The sequence below is a fragment of the Bacillus sp. ES1-5 genome (assembly GCF_022487605.1).
Lineage (GTDB): Bacteria > Bacillota > Bacilli > Bacillales > Bacillaceae_G > Bacillus_A > Bacillus_A wiedmannii.
In genome coordinates this window covers 151,037-170,697 of sequence record NZ_JAKVPU010000006.1, presented here as the reverse complement: position 1 = coordinate 170,697, position 19,661 = coordinate 151,037, and the positions used below count along the sequence as shown (strand labels likewise).

The window sequence follows — 19,661 nt, the reverse complement described above, 5'->3', positions numbered from 1 at the left end:
GTCGAACGAAATAAGTCTTTCATACCTTGAATGTTTTTTCCAATGTATTACAATGTGTAAGATTCCAAAATTTTGAAAGAGGTGCTTTCATGCGATACGCTACATCACAAATCAGAAACCTTGTAATACTCACATCATCATTTTTCTTACTTTCAGCTTGTGGACAACAAACGTCTCCTACAAAAACTGAGGCTACTAAACAAGATACTGCCGTATCAAAAGACAGTACAAAAACGGAAGATACCAAAAAAACTGAAGACAGTGTAAAAGCTGAGAACAACACAAAAACTGAAAACAACGCAAAAACTGAAAACAACGCAAAAACTGAAAACAACGCAAAAGCTGAGAACAACGCAAAAGCTGAGAACAACGCAAAAGCTGAGAACAACACAACAACTAAAAACAACGCAAAAGCTGAGAACAACACAACAACTAAAAACAACGCAAAAACTGAGAACAACGCAAAAGCTGAGAACAGCACAACAACTAAAAACAATGCAAAAACTGAGAACAACGCAAAAGCTGAGAACAGCACAACAACTAAAAACAATGCAAAAACTGAGAACAACACAAAAACTGAAAATAATACGAAACCTGAAGCAGAATCTAAAAACACACAAAAAGAGCAACAACCAGCTAAGCAACCAAATAAACAAACTGATACTATTACATTCACAAGTGAAGATGCTATAAAAGTTCTAGAAAAAAGAATGGGAGCCCGCTCAAATGAAATCCGTTACGGCTCCAGCGAAGACAAACTAATTGGCACAATAAATGGTATTAAGCTATACGACGTATTATACGGACGCGAATCTCCTGAAAACTCTCGTGCGCTAAATTTTGCAGTGGGATCTGATGGAAACCTATATGATTGGTCAAAAGCTCAAGATGGTATTCTTCAACCACTTAACGGCAATTAATAAATGATTCTAAGAACATAGTAAAAGCCAATCGATACGTATCGATTGGCTTTTACTAATACTCACTCCAAATTTTCTCCCCGGTATGCGCATCAATATAACGAATTTCTCGACTACACTCGAAAGGTTCTTTACAATTTTCATCTGTCGTTTGTTTATACAGTAGTTCGTAGTTCGTTTCCTCTACGTCATTTTCTAAAAACCATTCTAAATGAACTCGCATGGCCCCTCTGTATATCGCTAACGCTTTTTCCTTCTTTACTTTTGGTGTTGTTTCGTATGTAAGTAATTCTTTTATAAGGCTGCTTGACTCTCCGGAATAATGCACCACAGCACCATTCTCGGTATTAATGTTGATCATAATATATTTTCCCTCTACTTGAATGTCATTTACATATATTGAGAAGGAAAATCTCTCTATCCCCTCTTCCTCTTCATAATTATCCCAAAGCTGAACATATTTTGTTGCATTCGGGATAATATGCTCCAAAAATTGAAGTGCTTTGTCTAAACATTGGTCTCTTGATAAGAGTGTTTTCCTTTCTTGCTCATCCATCCACATTAAACAGGAAAGTAATTGATTTGTTTCTTTATCTAAAGTAATTACAACGAAGTTATCATGTTTCAATATCGGGGAATACTTTTTATAGAATTCCTCCATTGAATATGCATCTTTCTCTTTTCTTTCTTTTTGTAATTCTTCCTTCAGTACAAATTTCCTCTGAATTTCATACTGATCCTCTTTTTCATCTACTTTTATAAATTTTTCTTTATCCCAATCTAATAAATCGAGCACATCTTTTCTTTCAATGTTTTTTATCGCTTTAACAACTGGTGCTGTAGAAGCTATTCTATAATGATCGGGCCCAAATAAATCTTTACCTGTACTTGCTTTAATAAACGCATGGCTAGGTTCTGGCTCATATACAAGATGATACCCTTTTACTTCCTCTCCATTTTCATACTCACATGAAGAGTGTGTTAAATCCACAAATACAAGTCTCATATCTTGTCTAGCTTTCAAATTTTCTAAGACAACGTTCTCCTCAATAATTTCACTTGGCCATAACGTTTTTTCTCGATAGCTTTTTGTCCATTATAACGAAAATGCACAACATTACCTGAAGGACAAACTTGCACGACACACCCTGTATTCGGCAATGGATAACCATTCACTTCTTGCATAAAATTTACTTCTTTCCGACCACGCCTGTCGTCCTTAACCGTTACATATGTATAAAATTCATATCCTTCTTTTGTATATTTTTTTAAGAATGCATTTGCAATCTCTCTTGCTTTCTTCTCTCCTATCGCTTCCTTACCACTCGAAAAATATTTTTTATCATCTATACTAAATTCAATTAAATTATCAGTATGTCTATTCAGCGTAACTTGTATCGTTCTCTCCTCATCCTCTTTATGTTCCCACCATAATAGATGATATGGGTCATCCACACCTTCTTGATCATCTACGACAAGCCTATAATCATCTGGAATGTCAATCATATGAGCCACTTGCTTTTTTCTTTCTTTATCTTTTTGATCCATCATACCTCTCCCTCTATTACAATTTAAGGTAATTATAACAAACAAAACCAAATAACTCTAAACAAAAAAGACTAGAGATATCTCTAGTCTTCTACTTCGTCTCACGATGTAGCGTTACTCGCTTTAATCGTGGACAATATTTTTTTAGTTCGATGCGCTCTGGATTGTTTCGTTTATTTTTTTTAGAAATATAATTACGATCACCGCACTCCGTACAAGCTAATGTAATATTTACACGCATATGCAATTCTCCTTTCTTTCAAAGATCGCAAACTAAAACGTAATGATTACGATTTATATGTTATATAACTTTATTCTATTTGTCAATTACAAAACAAAAGGGATCTAAATAGAACCCTTTTGTTTAAGTAATCTATACCTTTTTTTAAAATGTTTCATATGTAACAAACTCACTAATCGGCTTTCGATATCCTCGTGGGCGAATTTTAGTAGTATCGCTTTTTCCTATCGTAATCATTAAAACAGGTACTACATGCTCCGGCATATTCAATTCACTTTGCACTGCTTTTTCATCGAAACCGATCATTGGGCACGTATCATAGCCGTAATATTTAGCTGCATACATAAAAGTCATCGCACTTAACGATGCATTTCTAATCGCTTCCTCTTCCATGAAGCGTTCTCCTTTTCCTTCATATAGCCCTTTCGTTTGCTTAATTGTATCTTTATATTCACATTCATCAATCATCTTTAAAACCTTCATACCAAAATAAATATTTTCGACATTTTGGTATGCTCTCTTATCACCACAAACAAGTATTACCGCAGATGCACTCGATACTTTATATTGCCTAAAAGCTAACTCCTTTAATCTTTCTTTTCGCTCTTTATCACGAATTACAACATAATGTGTATGCTGCAAATTGTAACAAGATGGCGAAAGCTTTGTTAGCTCAAATATTTTTTTAAAATCCTCATCAGGGATTTCTATTCCTTGTTCAAATTTCATTGCGGAACGTCTGGCAACTGCTAATTCTTCAAAGTTCACCGTATAGCCTCCTTAATAACCATAAATTCAAATATACATTAATTCATACAATTGAATAAATCAAATGAAAACACTTTAAATTATAGATAATACTGATGATTTACAAAAAAAAGACAAAAATCTGAAACAATTAGTTCATACGAAATTCACACGAATCTATTACTATAAGAATTGTACATAGTGAATTTATTAACAATCACGTTTATTCATATAGAATCTTACTCGAAAGGAGTTGAAAGTATGAAAACTAAATATCGTTTTATGATTTCATCATTTGCTGCTTGCGCTTATATGCTTTGGTATTTAGTATAATAACAACCTCACTTGTAAATAGGAAAAGGTGTGTATATAAATGGAATATAATCAATCAACAGTTAACTACTGGAAAGCTTTTGTACTACCGTATACATTTGCTTTAGAAGAGTTAAAAACTAAATTTGAAATTATGAACCGGGAAGCTCAATTTTTAGAGGATTACAACCCGTTTGAACATATAAAAACAAGATTAAAACAACCTGAAAGTATTATTAAAAAGCTTGAGCGTAAAAATTTATTACCGACAGTTGAACATGCGCAAACGCATTTACAAGATATCATCGGCATTCGTATTACATGTTGCTTCGTAGAAGATATTTATCATTTAAAAGAAGTCATTCAAAAGCGTGAAGATATGGAAGTCATAGAAGTAAAAGATTATATCGCTAATCCAAAGGGAAACGGATATAAAAGTTTACACATGATTATTAAATATCCTTTATCCCTAAATTCTGGTACAAAAGATGTATTTGCAGAAATCCAGTTACGTACACTTGCTATGGACTTTTGGGCAAGTTTAGAACATAAACTTTATTATAAATATGAGGGGAAAATACCTGAGTATTTAAAAGATGAACTACATGATGCAGCAATGAAAGCTGAAGATCTTGATAATAAAATGGCAACAATCCGCCAAGATATTGATGAAATCGAAGCATGCTCAAATCAAATTATGTTACCACTATAAAAAAAGGTTCTCGCCAATGAGAACCTTTTTTATTTCGCTATTTACAGGTAGGAAGACTCCCTGATTAAAGTTTCACTTTACTTCTTCCCTATCGTGCGAACTTCTTCAATTTTCCAGCCATCTTCTTCTTTTCCAAGCGCATACTGTACATTTTTCTGAAGAGTGACCTCCCCATCTATTTCCTTTTCCTTTGTTTCAACTACAACATACCCTACTTTACTAGCTTTCATTTCTATATGTTCCAATTCAATTTTCTTATTTCCCTTTTGAAAAACGGCTTCTTTTTGTGTTTTTAAATCTTCAGCACTAGGCATCTTCTTTGAGAATAACTCCATATGTTCAGCAAGATTTTTTTCATTTGTCGTCCGTACAAATTTCTCCATAACATCTTGAATCGATTTTTCTTCTTCTTTCGTTATTTGTACCTTTTCCTCAGTTTTTGTAGTAGTAGATTTTTGTTCTATATGATTCTCCTTGGATTGACATCCAACTAGCAATAATACACCTATTAGAAGGGATCCTATTCCCATGAAAAAAGCCTTCATCTTTCCCATCTCCTAAAAAGAAAAGTGAGGCATTTCGCCTCACTTTCATTTATAATTAGCGTCTTCCTTTATTCGGATCGCCACCGCCAACAATATCAAAGACACGTTTAGCGATATTTGTATTCTCTTGAACGCCAGAGAACAAGTATTTACCTGGGCCAAATGCATATACGTTTACATCTTCCCCTGTATGTCCACCTGTCGTCCATCCTGTAACCGAACGCTTATTGAAAATATCCTCAATCGCATTATCAATCTTTGTTACATCTTTTGAAGGAGCTATATCATTTACCGCTTTAATTTCTTCTGGTGTTAACTGTAAATCAATATATTTTTTCAATGTTTCTTCCACATTTGCACCTTTTGCAATCTCATTTGCCATGAAGTCTGGTGTGCGTTTTGCAGCTTTAATTGGATCTACTTTAAAGTTATACTCACCATTCGCACCTAAAGATAATCCGCCAGTAGCGTGGTCTGCCGTTGCAACGACTAACGTATTTTTATCTTTTTTCGCAAACTCAATCGCTGCTTTAAATGCTTTTTCAAAGTCTTCCATTTCACTCATTGCACCTACGATATCATTATCGTGTCCAGCCCAGTCGATTTGACTTCCTTCAACCATTAAGAAGAAACCATTTTTATTTTTATTCAAACGATCAATTGCTGCATTTGTCATCTCTTCTAATGAAGGTGTTTTATCAGTACGATCAATCATTTTATCTAATCCGCCTGGTGCAAATAAACCTAGAATTTGATCGTTTTTATCATTTAACAATTGATTTCGATCTGTTACGTAGCTATAACCAGATTTCTTGAATTCTTCTGTAAGATTGCGATCTTTTCTAACAAAGTTATTTACACCGCCGCCAAGCATAACGTCTACTTTATGCTTTCCTTTAATTTTCTCATCAAAATAATCATTTGCAATTGCGTCCATATTTTTACGACTAATGTCATGCGCACCGAAAGCCGCTGGTGTTGCATGTGTAATTTCAGAAGTAGCAACTAATCCTGTTGATTTCCCTTTTTCTTTCGCTTGTTCAAGAACAGTTTTCACTTCTGCTTTATCATTATCAACTGCAATTGCTGCATTATATGTTTTAATTCCTGCTGACATAGCTGTTGCTGCAGATGCAGAGTCTGTAATATTTTCATGTTCATCTTCCGGATATGTCTTTTGCGTTCCTACAAGATGCTTATCAAATTCTGTAGATTCCATCTCAAAAGTTTTTGGATTATCTTTCATATAACGGTGAGCCGTCATATATGAAGGTCCCATACCATCCCCAATTAATACGATGACATTTTTAATCTTTGCATTGCTTCCGCTCTCATCTGCATTAACCTCACTAGAACGAGTAAAATTCCATGTTGCTACCGAAGTAACAGCTAACGACGCCACAACTGCAAATGGCCATGCTTTTTTTACAAACTTTTTCACTATATTGTCCCCCTAATTAGGTTATTCATTTCCCACTATCAAATTTAATAGAAGACTATTAAGAGAAAATTAGTTATATGTAAATTTTTTGTTAACTTATGTAAATATCAGTTATAATTTGTATAACTTTGTCCTTTCATAGCAACCTCCTTCCCCTTTACAATCAAAATATAAATAAGTTGGATTTCATTTAAAGTAAATCTCTTATTTAACACTTTCAATCTACTTTTATAAAAATTAATAGAAATGTGGTGAGCATTTATGAAAACAATAAATCTAGATGAATCTTTTATTTTTGATTTACTCGACCTTTGCAAATCTATTGGATGGTTACAAGATACAGCATTTATGAAAAAACAATTCGAAATGTATCTTTCTCTCGGCACACTTATCGGTTATATGCATGAAAATAAATTGATTGCAGCTGGAGGAGTATTTCCTTTTAAAAATAGTTTTTCTACTATTGGCATGTTAATCGTCCATCCTAATTTTCAAGGCCGAGGCATCGGTCGGATGTTGCTAAGTCGTTGCTTAGAACACACTCAACTAAAAAAACCAATTGCACTTATTGCAACAAAAGCTGGTGAGCCTCTTTATACATCATTCGGATTTCAAACAGTAACGACGATTCATCGTTTTGAAAAACAAACTACTAAGACACATATCGCTCATACACAACAAGTGAAAAAACCAGACCTTATATCACTTATTTCTCTCGATCAAATTACAACTGGAGCTAATCGTTCCTTACTTTACTCATTACTATTACCAAGAGCCATACACTCTTTTAAAATTGAGAGAAATAACTGTATAGAAGCTTTTTCCTTATGTATACAAAAAGGTACTATATTATGCATCACTCCACTTATCGCAAAGCAAGAGAAGGATGCTATTCAATTATTAAAGAAGATCTGCGAGTGTTGGAATGGCACAGTAAGGATCGATGTCCCACATTCACAATTTTCATTTCGTAAATTTCTTCAAACAGAAAATTTCCAAGAAACGCTTCTTTCACCTCTTATGATGAAAAATGGTAGCCAACTTCCTGGAAATCGTAATATGCTATTTGCTATGATAGACACAGCGTTATGTTAGAAAGGGGACACCTCATTGAAGCGATTTAGCTATTTTATGGTAGGTTGTCTTACTCTTACACTTTTAGTAGGATGTAGTGCAGCAGAAAAGCCAGTAGAACAAGTAAAACAAGTTAAAAATACACTTACAGCGAAACTAGCTACCGAAGAAAAAATGGTAGAAATAGATGGTCAAACCATTTACTTTAAAAAGATTGGTAATGAAAAACCACCTTTACTTATGATCCATGGATTTGGAGGATCGTCAGATGGTTTTCAAAAGATTTACTCAGACTTAGCAAAAGATCGTACAATTATTTCTGTAGATGCTTTAGGATTCGGGCGCTCATCTAAGCCAATGGATTTTTACTATTCTTTCCCAACCCATGCAAATTTGTATTATAAATTAATGAAAAAACTAGGTTATGATTCGTTTGCGATACTAGGACACTCAATGGGTGGAGAAATTTCCCTTAATTTAACGTATTTATATCCTGAAGCCGTTACCCACCTTATTTTAACCGACGCTACAGGCGGCCCTCATACATTCGTTAATAAACAAGGTTCATCAAAACCACAGTTATCGACTGATTTAAATACCGTTTCTACTATTGCAGATTATGATGAGAGCAAAGTGAAATCCAAGCGTAATGATGAAGAGCATTACAATAAAATGAAATTATGGCCTAGACGTCTTCAAATCAATGCAAATGAAATTAAACAACCAACCTTAATTATATGGGGAAGAAATGATAGTAGCGTCTCTTGGAAAGAAGGAGAAACGTATCATCAATTCTTAAAAAATAGTACTTTCCATATTATCGAAAAAGGTTATCATGCACCATTTCGTCAAGAGCCACAAGAATTTGTAGGGTATGTAAAACACTTCTTTAAGAACAATACAGTTGAAAAATAAAATAAGCGGGTATCTCATTTTGAGATACCCGCTTTCATATATTAAGCAGCTTGCTTTTGGCGTTTTTGAGTTTTTGATCCTAATACTTTCGGAATAACGAAACCATCTATTCCAAATTTACCAGCGTTCATACCAGAGACTAGAACGAACATTGATAGGATAACCATTTCAGGGTTTACACCAATTGACCCACTAAACATATAGGAAAAGTTCATTACAAGACCGAAAAAGACCGCTGTTTTTGTTAAACAGCCTACAATTAAACCAATCCCGACTAAAATCTCTCCCCACATTACAAGTGTATTAAATAAATCAACGTTTGGAATTGCGAAGTCTTGTAAAAATGATGCCCACCAAGATTGAACGGCCGGTTGTGCTCCTTTAGATTTTTCAATTGCACCTTGTAAATAACCAGTTGCATCGAATCCTTTTCCTTGTAGTTTACCGATTCCAGCCATTAACCATGTGTAACCAAGATACACTCGAATTATTGCCAACACAAAAGAAACTGCTTTGTTTTCTCTTAAAAATTGAATAACCATATCTTCCTCCTAAAGTTGTAATTAAGTTAGTTACAGATAATATAATAACATTAGTTACTTATTTTTAAAACGTTAATTATGAATAATTCGTGAAATGTGTATGAAACATTCAAAACTAACGTTTATATAGTAACTTTTTTTACCTGTAAAAACTTGAACATATCATACCATAGGTGATAATCATTTTCATTGAAGAAAATGTAAAAAAAATGTGAGTTAAATGTGAAACGCCTTTATTCGAATATAGAATAAAGGCGTTTTTTACTATTTATAGAATTGAAATGTATGTGTCTCCTCATCGATTAATTTCGCCTCTTGAAAAGCATCTTCTAACGTTTTTCCATGGTTAATAAGCCCATAAAATAAGCGTATTGTAAGCATAAGTGCTGCATTCCCATCTACATAATCTATCGATCCAATATACGATTTGGCCCCACTACGTAAGAAAGATTCTGCTAGTTTTCGCTCCCCTAATGTACAACCACTATTTACAATATGTGTATTATGCAATTTTGCATATTTATAAATTTCTGCTGCACCAAAGTATCCCCTCGGTTCATCTTGTTCATATATATCTTCACCTAACTCTTCCATGACAAACTTTCCTTCCTCACCATGAAAGCAAAAAATAACATAATTGATATCGTTATATAAACCCTTTCCAGAAAGAATATTAATGAACTCTCTCGGTCTACCAATCCAGTATGTTATAACTTTTGCCCCAAAATATTCAAGCGATGCTCGGATTGATTGCGCCTCTAAATCAGAGTTAAAGCCAACTACTAGTGCAACATTCAAAATACACCCTCCATCCTATCATTAGATCTCATCAATCAGACTTTTAAGGGATACATCCATTTCATATATACCCGTTTCTTGCAAAAAATCAGATCTAGTTAAAACGACTTTCTGCACATATTGCCTATATGCTGTAATTGTCCCGTCGTGAGATACAATGCAAATTCTTTCAGCACCTAGCTCATAACACCAAAGAAGAAATTCATCTACTATTTGCTGAAACCTATTCTCTGAAATAGTATTTATACCTTCCATCCATAACTGCTTATTTTTACTTTTCTCTATCGAAAAATGTGGAAATAAATTTGTTATTATCCCCTGATCTACTATGTCGTCACATGGTAATGTTTTCGCTCCTTCTCGATAAGGAAAAATACGCGGGGATACATATGGATGGACGATTGTTTGACAATCTACTTTCGCACTCCATATTGCCGCTGTTTGTAAAGTTCTACATGTAGGGCTAACAATTAATATATCCGTTTCTTGTAATGGCACATTGAATTGAAGTAATTTAGCCTGATTCTTTCCCTCATCCGTTAATGGTGGATGCAACACTTGTAAACTTGACGGCAAATCTTTTGTATGTTCTCCTTCACCGTGCCGAACAAAGACGAGTTTCATATCCAGCCTCCTCTCACTATGAAATCCTCTTACATATTTCTTCCCTATCTCATTCTTTATTCCTGCTATATGAAAAACTGGTATGTAAAAAACATTTGACACAATTAATTGGAAAACATTACAATTATATATGTAAAATACTTTTTACAAGAGAGAGAGGAATCACAAATATGAAATGGATTATCGCCTTTATCGGAATGATCATATGGGGATACATAAATGGATTTTTTAATAGTGATAAAACTGCTAATCCTTGGATTACAGATGATGAACGTGAAACAAAGATTAAACAGAAAGCAATTATTGCAAGCTGGTCTGGTGTTTTCATGTTTTGTATCATTAACCTCTTAAACAAATGGTTAGGTTTAGGAACGAGTAATACATCACCTTACTTACCATCTTCTGTCGCAACTATTTTAAAAGAAAATGTAGAGTTACAAGTTTTACTTATGCTATTTATTACATATGGCATATTTTACGTATACTATCGAAGAAAATTAAGCGCTTAACTTTTATCTCATGATTATCCTCCTAAATGGTTATAGTAATTAGGACGAAATGAAAGGAGCGATATAAAAATGAGTAACTCGAATGACTTTTTAGATACACTACATGAAAAACAAGCAAAAGATGAACAAAACAGAAAGCGTCAGGGAAACGGAAACCCCGCGAAAAAAAAGCCAAATAAAACACATAAATAACAATAAAAAAACGTGCCTAAAATTATTTTTTAGGCATGTTTTTTATTCTTCTTTCACCGAGATGACATTTTCCCAGTTCCATTTCTCATAATACCATTCTGGTACATCTATATTTTCAATCCACTTCTTTTCCTGTGTCCCATCACTATTGGACAGCCATACATTGGCTTTCTTACGGTCTGAACGTATCCATATTAATTGATTGTTCTTCTCCATAAAGATGGGATGATAGTCACCTTGCTTATGAGGTGGCTTTGTGATTTGATGTTGTTCGTCGCTTGTACTATCAATCTCATATAAAGATGGTAGTGGCCTTTTTTCTGGCGGAGTTTCTATCCCTGCCTCTTTTGCTCGTGAAACGATTATTACTTTATCGTTCTTCCATGCAAAATCCCAATCGACATATCCTTTCGGCGTAAAGGTGTTCTGCTGAAGTGCCGGCAGTTCTTTTACTTTTAAATGTTTATTCTCTAACGCAACTCTCCCGCTCCCTTCAATATAAGCTAATATATTGTTGGATGGCGCCCATTTGAACCATTGTGGGTTTAATAACATTTGATCTACCTTTTCAAATCGACTTCCATCTGCTCGAACTAAGCAAAGCGTATTACTATCAGCTGACCATGAAGCTGTCGGTACCGCTAAAAATGAAATCCACCTTTGATCTGGTGACCACTCAAACCCACTTGCAACTAGCGCTAGAAAATCATCATGTTCATTTGGTAATGCATACAAATGCTTCATTTTGTGAGGATTCATATGTGCATCTTTTTGCAATTCATATAGCTGAGCTCCTGTCCAACCTGTTGGAAGTAAGTGTGCTTCAGAAGATACAAGAAACTTCTTTCCATCAGGGTACCATGCATAATCACCCACACCAGCCGATACATTTTCAAAATCTGTATTCTTATTTTTGACATCAAACGTATTTAATGTATTCATAAATACAAATGCAATTGTATTCTCTTTTGGTGACCATTGATAATTCGATACTTCAGATTGCAATGGCCTAACTTTCTTTCCATCTTCCAATCGGTACAATTCCAAAGTGTTTTGCTTCTTTCCTTTAGCATAGGCAAGCCATTCTCCATCATGGGACCATTTTGGCCCTGTTATGTACTCACCTTTTGTTATTTGTTTTTCTTTCCCATCAATTTTAATCCAAAGGTCATGATGACGAATAAAAGCAACTTTCACCTTTCCCCCATTATGTTCCGCGCTAATATTAATAATTGAACATAAAAATACGATTAACATTGTACCAACGCTTACTATGAACCGTTTCATAACACTCCTCCATTTCCCTCATAGCATTCCTCACACCCCACCTACAATATGTGAAAAATCCCCCATTCGACATAATCCCAAAAAATTTCCCAATAAATTTTCAATTCAAAGAGGATTGGTATGAATTATGTCGAAAATATAGTTTAGCTGACATCCGATTATGTAATTATAGATAAATTTGTAAGATTATTTTTTGGAATATTGGCACTTTTTATTAGGGGGAGTTTCAATGAAAAAAACTACATCTACACTATTAAGTATGGCGCTCGTCTTTTCAAGTTTTGGAGCTTTAAGCGCCCATGCTGAGTCACTGCAAAAGGAGAAGCAATTTAGTCCACAACTACAAACAACGATTGAACAGTGGGGAGAAAATAAAATTGCTCAACATGTTGAAACAAAAACAACAAAAGAAATATCTGTAATTGTAGAATTGCAACATGCGCCTCTTGCTGCGCAAAGTAACATTCAGCATGCTCCAGATTTACAAAATAGTAATGCACAGTCCTATCATGCCGAACTTAAAAAGGCACAAGAAGATACAACTAAGAAAATAAAAGAAAAAGCACCTGGTGCAAAAATTAAAGAAGTTTATAATACGTTATTTTCAGGTTTCTCTATTTCAGTTCCTGGAGATCAAATTACCGCTCTTGCTTCTTTACCTGAAGTAAAAGCAGTCTATCCGAACTTAACATATAAATTGCATGAAACAGCGAAAAGTGCTACTAGCGAAGAAGCGCCTAATATTGGTGGACCGACAATTGGCGCTCCTGAAGCATGGAAGTTAAAAGATCCATCTGGCAAACCGCTTGATGGAAAAGGTATGAAAGTAGCGATTATCGACTCTGGTGTAGACTATACACATCCTGACTTAAAGGCAAATTATATCGGTGGATATGACACAGTGGATGAAGATGACGATCCAATGGATGGTAACGTACACGGTACTCATGTAGCTGGAATTATTGCTGGTAACGGAAAAATTAAAGGCGTTGCCCCAAATGCTTCTATTCTAGCCTATCGTGTAATGAATGACGGTGGAACTGGTACAACGGACGATATTATTCAAGGTATTGAACGGGCGATTCAAGATGGTGCTGATGTGTTAAATCTATCCCTTGGACAAGATTTAAATGTACCTGATCAACCTGTAACATTAACGTTAGAACGTGCAGCAAAACTTGGGGTTACTGCAGTTGTTTCCAATGGAAATGATGGCCCAAAACCTTGGTCTGTTGATGCACCTGGTAATGCAAGCAGTGTTATATCAGTTGGCGCATCTACAGTTTCTATCCCGTTTCCAACATTCCAAGTAGCTGGTTCCAGTAAAACATATCAAGGATTACCGTTATCAAAATCTGATTTTCCAATAGGAAATGATTCTCCACTTGTATATGTTGGCTATGGTAATCCAAGCGATTATGCAAAACAAGATGTGAAAGGAAAATTTGCACTTGTTTTACAAGGTACTTCTAGTACGTTAGTAAAAGCTGAACAAGCGAAACAAGCTGGTGCACTTGGTGTACTATTAATTTCTACAGAAAAAGAAATCAATATTATGCCTGAATACTTTGCACGTGAAAACCTAGCCCTTCCAGTTATGCAATTATCAAATGTAAACGGTGAAGAGTTGAAAAACTTAATTACAAAGCGCAAGAAAAACATAAAAATTGGACAACCCGTTCCTACTGAATTAATTGGCAACTTTAGTTCCAGAGGTCCGTCACAAGGAAGTTGGCTTATAAAACCAGATATCGTAGCACCTGGAGTACAAATTACTAGTACAGTACCACGAGGCGGCTATGAATCTCATAACGGAACAAGTATGGCTGCGCCGCAAGTAACTGGAGCAGTTGCTCTATTACGTCAAATGCATCCTGATTGGACGACGGAACAAGTAAAAGCATCCCTTGCCAATACAGCAAAAACTTTAAAAGATGTTAATGAAAATACGTATCCTGTTATGACACAAGGATCTGGCTTAATTAACATTCCAAAAGCAGCTCAAACAGATGTATTAGTAAAGCCTAACAATGTCAGCTTTGGTCTGATTAAGCCAAATAGTGGCAAAGTAAAACTGACGCAAAATATTACGTTACAAAATCTTTCTAATAAAAAGAAAAGCTTTTCAACTCGTGTAGAATTACTAGATGCAAATACAAAAACAAAAGTAAAAACTTCTGTCCCTTCATCGATTAGCATACAACCGAATAGTAATACTGAAAAACCATTGACTATCACTGTCGATAGCTCATTACCACAAGGTGTATATACTGGGAATGTGTATGTAAAAGAACAAGGATCAAAAGAAGAAATTCGAATTCCATTTACATTTAGTATTGACCCTAAAGATTATAAACGGATCGATGGTCTCGAAATTATTAATTCTACGTTTAGTCCAAACGGCGATAACATATTAGATGATAATCTCATCAACTACTATTTAGTTGCTCCAGTCGAAGATATAACGTTACATGCTAACTTAGTTACAAAAGAACGTGTGACATACCAAGGTATGATTTATCAAGGTAAAAATGAAACAGCAGGTTATAAACCATTCAAATGGAATGGAACCAAAATAGATGGATCACCACTAGCGGACGGTTTATACCAAATCGAAGCCGTTGCTTCTAACTCAGGTGGAGAAACGAAACAAACAGCGGCTGTATTCATTGACCGAACTGCACCGAAATTAACATATGAAATTGATCAAGAAAATCTTGTGATTAGTGGAAAAGTTGACGATATTCTACTAGATTGGATGACAGAATCTGGTTGGGTCGCACCTGGAATTCCAGTGAGACTACAGTATGAAATCAACGGAAATGGTGTATGGGAACAGGCATTCCTGAACCCTTGGGAGAAAAGCTATGGCCTTTATTTAGATCGTGCTCAATTACAAGAAGGTAAAAATATAATTCACATTGTGGCAACTGATGCAGCTGGAAATACAACTAATTTAAATGTTGATTTAGAAGTGAAATAAAGTGAAACTTTAATCAGTCCTCACCAATCGGACGTTTACGGACAGTAAAGATTCCATCTAACATCTTTGCTCCGGCCGAATTTTGAGGTAGGAGTTTTACTGCCCACAAATAGCGGGATAAAATTTTTGTTGACAATCTTTTAAAAATAGTTTTATAATACGAAACATAGTTTAGTTGAACGAATTATATATCGGCTTTGAAGGAATACTAGTAGCGACTTATATCCCTGTCTCAGAGAACTGATGGTTGGTGCGAATCAGTACATATACAAGCGTGAATTACAATTCTGGAGCTTCTTTCCCGTAGTGCAGATAATGCATGAAGAGAAAGACGGATCTTTCCGTTATCTTAAAGTGAGTGGTAAACAATTTTTCTGTTTACAATTAGGGTGGTACCGCGATTTTTATCGTCCCTATCGGATTTTCCGATAGGGGCTTTTTTGCGTCCTTCCCTTTTGCACAATTTCATATATACGCGTTGAAAGAATCGCAGTAATATCTTATATCCCTGTTACAGAGAGCTAATGGTCGGTGGAAATTAGCACATATATAAGTATGAATTACAATTCTGGAGCTTCTTTTTCGTAGTGCTTGTACGCATGAAGGAAAAGACGGAGTTTTTCCGTTATCATTAATTGAGATGTAAGTATGTTTTCACTTACAAATAGGGTGGTACCGCGATTCTTTCGCCCCTATCGGATTTTCCGATAGGGGCTTTTTCTATTTCTCACAGAAACAAATGTTAAATAATTCCGAATCTTATGATAAAATTTTATAAGCGCTTACATTTTTGAAAGGTGGTGGTTCTAGCTATACCCAACCAATATTCAATTTTATAGAAAACAAGGAGGATGTCTAAATGACAAAGAAAACAGAAATTCCATCGCATTTAAAACCATTCGTATCCACACAGCATTATGATCAATATACACCGGTGAATCACGCTGTTTGGCGTTACATTATGAGACAAAATCATAGTTTCTTAAAAGACGTTGCTCATCCAGCCTATGTGAACGGACTACAATCATCTGGTATAAATATAGATGCAATTCCAAAGGTAGAAGAAATGAATGACTGTTTAGCACCAAGCGGATGGGGAGCTGTAACAATTGATGGGCTTATTCCCGGTGTAGCATTCTTTGATTTCCAAGGACACGGCTTACTACCAATCGCAACAGATATTCGCAAAGTAGAAAATATCGAGTACACACCAGCTCCAGATATCGTACACGAAGCAGCAGGACACGCACCTATTTTACTGGATCCTACATATGCGAAGTATGTGAAACGCTTTGGACAAATTGGTGCGAAAGCTTTCTCTACAAAGGAAGAACATGATGCTTTTGAAGCTGTTCGTACATTAACAATCGTAAAAGAAAGCCCTACTTCTACTCCTGACGAAGTTGCCGCTGCTGAAAATACTGTAATTGAAAAACAAAAGTTAGTTTCTGGTTTATCAGAAGCTGAACAAATTTCACGTCTTTTCTGGTGGACAGTAGAATATGGGTTAATCGGAAATATAGATGCTCCAAAAATATATGGTGCTGGTCTCCTTTCTTCTGTTGGCGAAAGCAAACATTGCTTAACAGACGCTGTAGAAAAGATTCCATTCTCTATCGAGGCATGTACAGGTACAACTTATGACGTAACAAAAATGCAACCACAACTATTTGTTTGTGAATCATTTGAAGAGCTGACCGAAGCACTTGAGACATTTGCTGAAACGATGGCCTTTAAAACAGGTGGAAAGGAAGGTTTAGAAAAAGCGATTCGCTCTGAAAACTATGCAACTGCTGAACTAACTAGTGGATTACAGATTACAGGTACATTCAGCGAGACAATTGAAAACGATGCAGGTAAAGTGATTTACATGCGAACAAATTCGCCAACTGCATTAGCAATTCATAATAAGGAGCTAGCGAATCATTCTACCGCTGTACACAGTGACGGCTTTGGAACACCAATTGGATTACTCACTGAAAATATTGCATTAGAAAATTGTACAGATGAACAACTACAATCATTAGGAATTACAATTGGAAATATTGCCGAGTTTACTTTTGCAAGTGGTATTCATATAAAAGGAAAAGTAACAGATATTATAAAAAATGATAAGAAAATTGCTCTTATTTCCTTTATCGATTGCACAGTTACTTATAACGCCCGCGTATTATTTGATGCTTCATGGGGTGCATTTGATATGGCTGTTGGCTCACAAATCATTTCAGTATTCCCAGGAGCAGCAGATGCAGCATCATTTTTCCCAATTGATGAAGAAACAGAAGAAACTCCAGCACCTCTTGCATTAACTGAGCTGGATCGTATGTATCAAACAGTTCGTGATATTCGAGGTGGAGGTATTTTACACGACGCACATGTCGATCAATTAGGAGCAATTCAAGAGGTATTAAATAAATTTTATCCGAAAGAATGGTTGCTTCGCCTTGAAATATTAGAATTACTTTTAGAGCATAACAAAGGGCACGAAACATCAGCAGCATTATTACAACAACTTTCTACTTTCACAACTGACGAAGCTGTAACACGCCTTATTAACAATGGTCTTGCACTACTACATGTAAAGGATGTGAAAAATGATGCTACGATTAACTGAAGAAGAAGTTCAAGGGGAATTATTAAAGGTGGATAAATGGATGATAAAAGATGAAAAATGGATTGAACGAAAATATATGTTTTCCGACTACTTAAAAGGAGTCGAATTTGTCTCTGAAGCCGCCAAACTATCAGAAGAACGTAATCACCATCCATTTATCCTTATCCAGTATAAAGCAGTCATTATTACTTTGTCATCTTGGAATGCAAAAGGTTTAACGAAACTAGATTTTGAGCTTGCAAAGCAGTTTGATGAACTATTTTTACAAAACGAAAAAGCAATTATAAGAAAGTAAAAAAAAGAGAAGCCTTTTTTAGGCTTCTCCTTTAACTTTGAAATGGATACAATGTCCAAATGGATCCTGTGCTTGTAATATTCCATCTTTGTACGTAGCAATCTTGCCAATATTTTTTAAGCTTTCACATACTTGCTCTTTTTGTTTTTCATCTGCTAGTACAATTGTGAAATATTTCAAGCCAACAGAATTTGGCATTTGCGGTGCTACTCCTTCACCTTGCCACGTATTTAAACCGATATGGTGATGATAGCCACCTGCCGATACGAACAACGCGCCATTACGAGCTGGGATTGTTACTTCAAAACCAAGACCATCCACATAGAAACGTTTCGCTTCTTCCAAATCAGCTACATGGAAATGAATATGCCCCATCACAGTACCAGCTGGAAAACCATTCCACGCAATTCCTTGCTGCAATAATTCTTCACCAGCTAACGGGTTACTAACAAATGGTAGTTCTCCATTCTCATCACGCCAAACTTCTTTTTGGCGATCATGATAAATTTCAATCCCGTTTCCATCTGGATCAGCTAAATAAAGGGCCTCACTAAAGTAATGGTCGGCTCCGCCGTGCAGTGGATATACCATTTCTACAAGATGACGAAGAATATTCGCTAAATCCTGTCTACTTGGTAGTAAAATTGCGTAATGATATAACCCCGTTCTCCCTCTTTGCTTTGGTAAAGCTTCTTTCTTTTCTTCAATGATAAGGAGTGGTTCGTTATTTTCATTCCCAAATGTAACGACCATTTCATCTTCTTTTAGTACTTTCATACTTAGTACTTCTGTATAAAACTCTAGTGATTTCTTTATATTTGATACATATAAATGAACAACATCAAGTGTTGTATCGGGATGAAGTTGAAAACTCATCTTGTTAGCCCCCCATTTAATTTAGTTCTTCTTTAACATTCTCTCTTTTAAGAAATTATCTACAAAACCGTCTACTTTCGCAACAAATAAGTACGCACCCATTGCTAACAATGCAAGTTCTAATTCGAAGCCAGGATTTTTTCCATCTCCTAATAAACCAGCTGACCATTTTACTTTTACAATTGCTCCAACCATTACAAGTGCAAATAATAATCCAATATATCTTACACCTAAACCTAGAATTAACAATATACCACCAACTACTTCCGCTGTTGCTACACCGTATGCAAGACCTCCTGGTAAACCAATGCTTGTAAACCACCCTGCAATATTGTCAATCCCCGATTGGAATTTTGTTAAACCGTGCATAAAGAATGTTACCCCTAACACGATACGAATAATTAAGTTACCAATATGTTGATTCATTTCATTCTCTCCTTTATAGTTTTCTTATACAAAACTTTTATTTACATTACAAAACATACA

At 35.3% G+C, this 19,661-nt stretch carries 19 protein-coding genes, 1 pseudogene and 2 other annotated features; of the genes and pseudogenes, 9 read left to right on the top strand and 11 right to left on the bottom strand.

Annotated features, from left to right (window positions below):
* The first annotated feature begins 89 nt into the window (after positions 1-89).
* Positions 90-920, top strand: a complete 831-nt coding sequence (locus tag MKO96_RS20245) for a hypothetical protein (RefSeq protein ID WP_240588459.1) — start codon at positions 90-92, stop codon at positions 918-920.
* Positions 921-975: 55 nt separating this feature from the next.
* Here the strand turns inward: MKO96_RS20245 and MKO96_RS20240 are convergent.
* From MKO96_RS20240 to MKO96_RS20230, 3 genes and pseudogenes are all read right to left on the bottom strand, one after another.
* A pseudogene (locus tag MKO96_RS20240) lies at positions 976-2,471 on the bottom strand (YcdB/YcdC domain-containing protein).
* Between the two features lie 88 nt (positions 2,472-2,559).
* On the bottom strand, positions 2,560-2,709 hold the full coding sequence (gene rpmG / locus MKO96_RS20235) for a 50S ribosomal protein L33 (RefSeq protein WP_001265617.1): 150 nt from the start codon (positions 2,707-2,709) through the stop codon (positions 2,560-2,562).
* Between the two features lie 144 nt (positions 2,710-2,853).
* Complete coding sequence (locus tag MKO96_RS20230) at positions 2,854-3,438, bottom strand: nitroreductase family protein (RefSeq protein ID WP_276314232.1); 585 nt, start codon at positions 3,436-3,438, stop codon at positions 2,854-2,856.
* Positions 3,439-3,829: 391 nt separating this feature from the next.
* Here MKO96_RS20230 and MKO96_RS20225 point away from each other — a divergent pair, with 391 nt between their 5' ends.
* Positions 3,830-4,480 carry a GTP pyrophosphokinase gene (locus MKO96_RS20225; RefSeq protein ID WP_087982022.1) on the top strand — a complete coding sequence of 217 codons (651 nt, stop codon included), beginning with the start codon at positions 3,830-3,832 and terminating at the stop codon, positions 4,478-4,480.
* Positions 4,481-4,557: 77 nt separating this feature from the next.
* Here the strand turns inward: MKO96_RS20225 and MKO96_RS20220 are convergent, their stop codons facing one another.
* Together MKO96_RS20220 and MKO96_RS20215 are read right to left on the bottom strand one after the other, a co-directional pair.
* Positions 4,558-5,025 (bottom strand): hypothetical protein, encoded by a 468-nt coding sequence (locus tag MKO96_RS20220; protein ID WP_240588457.1) that lies wholly within the window; start codon positions 5,023-5,025, stop codon positions 4,558-4,560.
* Between the two features lie 55 nt (positions 5,026-5,080).
* Entirely contained in the window at positions 5,081-6,466 is a 1,386-nt protein-coding gene (locus MKO96_RS20215; protein ID WP_098341772.1) for an alkaline phosphatase, read from the bottom strand.
* Between the two features lie 261 nt (positions 6,467-6,727).
* Between MKO96_RS20215 and MKO96_RS20210 the strand changes: the two genes are divergently transcribed.
* Positions 6,728-7,561: a GNAT family N-acetyltransferase gene (locus tag MKO96_RS20210; protein ID WP_240588456.1), complete on the top strand. Its 834-nt coding sequence runs from the start codon at positions 6,728-6,730 to the stop codon at positions 7,559-7,561.
* Between the two features lie 15 nt (positions 7,562-7,576).
* Positions 7,577-8,455 (top strand): alpha/beta fold hydrolase, encoded by an 879-nt coding sequence (locus MKO96_RS20205; protein WP_087982032.1) that lies wholly within the window; start codon positions 7,577-7,579, stop codon positions 8,453-8,455.
* Positions 8,456-8,496: 41 nt separating this feature from the next.
* Here MKO96_RS20205 and MKO96_RS20200 read toward each other — a convergent pair whose 3' ends face one another.
* The 3 genes from MKO96_RS20200 to MKO96_RS20190 all read right to left on the bottom strand — a co-directional run bounded on the left by MKO96_RS20200 (position 8,497) and on the right by MKO96_RS20190 (position 10,419).
* Entirely contained in the window at positions 8,497-8,997 is a 501-nt protein-coding gene (locus MKO96_RS20200) for a DoxX family protein (protein WP_087982033.1), read from the bottom strand.
* A 264-nt stretch (positions 8,998-9,261) separates the two neighbouring features.
* Positions 9,262-9,798 (bottom strand): CHAT domain-containing protein, encoded by a 537-nt coding sequence (locus MKO96_RS20195; protein WP_240588497.1) that lies wholly within the window; start codon positions 9,796-9,798, stop codon positions 9,262-9,264.
* Positions 9,799-9,816: 18 nt separating this feature from the next.
* Positions 9,817-10,419 (bottom strand): histidine phosphatase family protein, encoded by a 603-nt coding sequence (locus tag MKO96_RS20190; protein WP_240588455.1) that lies wholly within the window; start codon positions 10,417-10,419, stop codon positions 9,817-9,819.
* Positions 10,420-10,589: 170 nt separating this feature from the next.
* Here MKO96_RS20190 and MKO96_RS20185 point away from each other — a divergent pair, with 170 nt between their 5' ends.
* Together MKO96_RS20185 and MKO96_RS20180 are read left to right on the top strand one after the other, a co-directional pair.
* The gene (locus tag MKO96_RS20185) at positions 10,590-10,928 is read left to right on the top strand and encodes a hypothetical protein (RefSeq protein WP_000871130.1); all 339 of its coding nucleotides are present in this window, start codon (positions 10,590-10,592) and stop codon (positions 10,926-10,928) included.
* A 69-nt stretch (positions 10,929-10,997) separates the two neighbouring features.
* The gene (locus MKO96_RS20180; protein ID WP_000071861.1) at positions 10,998-11,120 is read left to right on the top strand and encodes a DUF4023 domain-containing protein; all 123 of its coding nucleotides are present in this window, start codon (positions 10,998-11,000) and stop codon (positions 11,118-11,120) included.
* A 42-nt stretch (positions 11,121-11,162) separates the two neighbouring features.
* Here the strand turns inward: MKO96_RS20180 and MKO96_RS20175 are convergent, their stop codons facing one another.
* Positions 11,163-12,407, bottom strand: coding sequence for an eIF2A-related protein (locus tag MKO96_RS20175; protein ID WP_240588454.1), 1,245 nt, complete (start codon positions 12,405-12,407; stop codon positions 11,163-11,165).
* 229 nt (positions 12,408-12,636) lie between these two features.
* Between MKO96_RS20175 and MKO96_RS20170 the strand changes: the two genes are divergently transcribed.
* The 3 genes from MKO96_RS20170 to MKO96_RS20160 all read left to right on the top strand — a co-directional run bounded on the left by MKO96_RS20170 (position 12,637) and on the right by MKO96_RS20160 (position 18,299).
* Entirely contained in the window at positions 12,637-15,390 is a 2,754-nt protein-coding gene (locus MKO96_RS20170; RefSeq protein WP_240588453.1) for a S8 family peptidase, read from the top strand.
* Between the two features lie 188 nt (positions 15,391-15,578).
* Positions 15,579-15,808: a binding site (T-box leader), on the top strand.
* Positions 15,809-15,859: 51 nt separating this feature from the next.
* Positions 15,860-16,087, top strand: a binding site (T-box leader).
* Positions 16,088-16,249: 162 nt separating this feature from the next.
* Entirely contained in the window at positions 16,250-18,004 is a 1,755-nt protein-coding gene (locus MKO96_RS20165; protein ID WP_240588452.1) for an aromatic amino acid hydroxylase, read from the top strand.
* Positions 17,985-18,299 (top strand): 4a-hydroxytetrahydrobiopterin dehydratase, encoded by a 315-nt coding sequence (locus MKO96_RS20160; RefSeq protein ID WP_046957588.1) that lies wholly within the window; start codon positions 17,985-17,987, stop codon positions 18,297-18,299. Before MKO96_RS20165 ends, MKO96_RS20160 begins: the two co-directional genes overlap by 20 nt.
* A gap of 18 nt (positions 18,300-18,317) precedes the next feature.
* Here the strand turns inward: MKO96_RS20160 and MKO96_RS20155 are convergent, their stop codons facing one another.
* Together MKO96_RS20155 and MKO96_RS20150 are read right to left on the bottom strand one after the other, a co-directional pair.
* Positions 18,318-19,175, bottom strand: a complete 858-nt coding sequence (locus MKO96_RS20155) for a VOC family protein (protein WP_240588451.1) — start codon at positions 19,173-19,175, stop codon at positions 18,318-18,320.
* 21 nt (positions 19,176-19,196) lie between these two features.
* Complete coding sequence (locus MKO96_RS20150) at positions 19,197-19,601, bottom strand: DoxX family protein (RefSeq protein WP_087982050.1); 405 nt, start codon at positions 19,599-19,601, stop codon at positions 19,197-19,199.
* Positions 19,602-19,661: the final 60 nt, after the last annotated feature.

What these genes read in the sequence shown, in the direction of transcription:
- MKO96_RS20245 (WP_240588459.1), top strand. Translation starts at nt 90, where the DNA reads ATGCGATACGCTACATCACAAATCAGAAACCTTGTAATACTCACATCA.
- rpmG (WP_001265617.1), bottom strand. Translation starts at nt 2,709, where the DNA reads ATGCGTGTAAATATTACATTAGCTTGTACGGAGTGCGGTGATCGTAAT.
- MKO96_RS20230 (WP_276314232.1), bottom strand. Translation starts at nt 3,438, where the DNA reads ATGAAATTTGAACAAGGAATAGAAATCCCTGATGAGGATTTTAAAAAA.
- MKO96_RS20225 (WP_087982022.1), top strand. Translation starts at nt 3,830, where the DNA reads ATGGAATATAATCAATCAACAGTTAACTACTGGAAAGCTTTTGTACTA.
- MKO96_RS20220 (WP_240588457.1), bottom strand. Translation starts at nt 5,025, where the DNA reads ATGAAGGCTTTTTTCATGGGAATAGGATCCCTTCTAATAGGTGTATTA.
- MKO96_RS20210 (WP_240588456.1), top strand. Translation starts at nt 6,728, where the DNA reads ATGAAAACAATAAATCTAGATGAATCTTTTATTTTTGATTTACTCGAC.
- MKO96_RS20200 (WP_087982033.1), bottom strand. Translation starts at nt 8,997, where the DNA reads ATGGTTATTCAATTTTTAAGAGAAAACAAAGCAGTTTCTTTTGTGTTG.
- MKO96_RS20190 (WP_240588455.1), bottom strand. Translation starts at nt 10,419, where the DNA reads ATGAAACTCGTCTTTGTTCGGCACGGTGAAGGAGAACATACAAAAGAT.
- MKO96_RS20185 (WP_000871130.1), top strand. Translation starts at nt 10,590, where the DNA reads ATGAAATGGATTATCGCCTTTATCGGAATGATCATATGGGGATACATA.
- MKO96_RS20180 (WP_000071861.1), top strand. Translation starts at nt 10,998, where the DNA reads ATGAGTAACTCGAATGACTTTTTAGATACACTACATGAAAAACAAGCA.
- MKO96_RS20175 (WP_240588454.1), bottom strand. Translation starts at nt 12,407, where the DNA reads ATGAAACGGTTCATAGTAAGCGTTGGTACAATGTTAATCGTATTTTTA.
- MKO96_RS20170 (WP_240588453.1), top strand. Translation starts at nt 12,637, where the DNA reads ATGAAAAAAACTACATCTACACTATTAAGTATGGCGCTCGTCTTTTCA.
- MKO96_RS20165 (WP_240588452.1), top strand. Translation starts at nt 16,250, where the DNA reads ATGACAAAGAAAACAGAAATTCCATCGCATTTAAAACCATTCGTATCC.
- MKO96_RS20160 (WP_046957588.1), top strand. Translation starts at nt 17,985, where the DNA reads ATGATGCTACGATTAACTGAAGAAGAAGTTCAAGGGGAATTATTAAAG.
- MKO96_RS20155 (WP_240588451.1), bottom strand. Translation starts at nt 19,175, where the DNA reads ATGAGTTTTCAACTTCATCCCGATACAACACTTGATGTTGTTCATTTA.
- MKO96_RS20150 (WP_087982050.1), bottom strand. Translation starts at nt 19,601, where the DNA reads ATGAATCAACATATTGGTAACTTAATTATTCGTATCGTGTTAGGGGTA.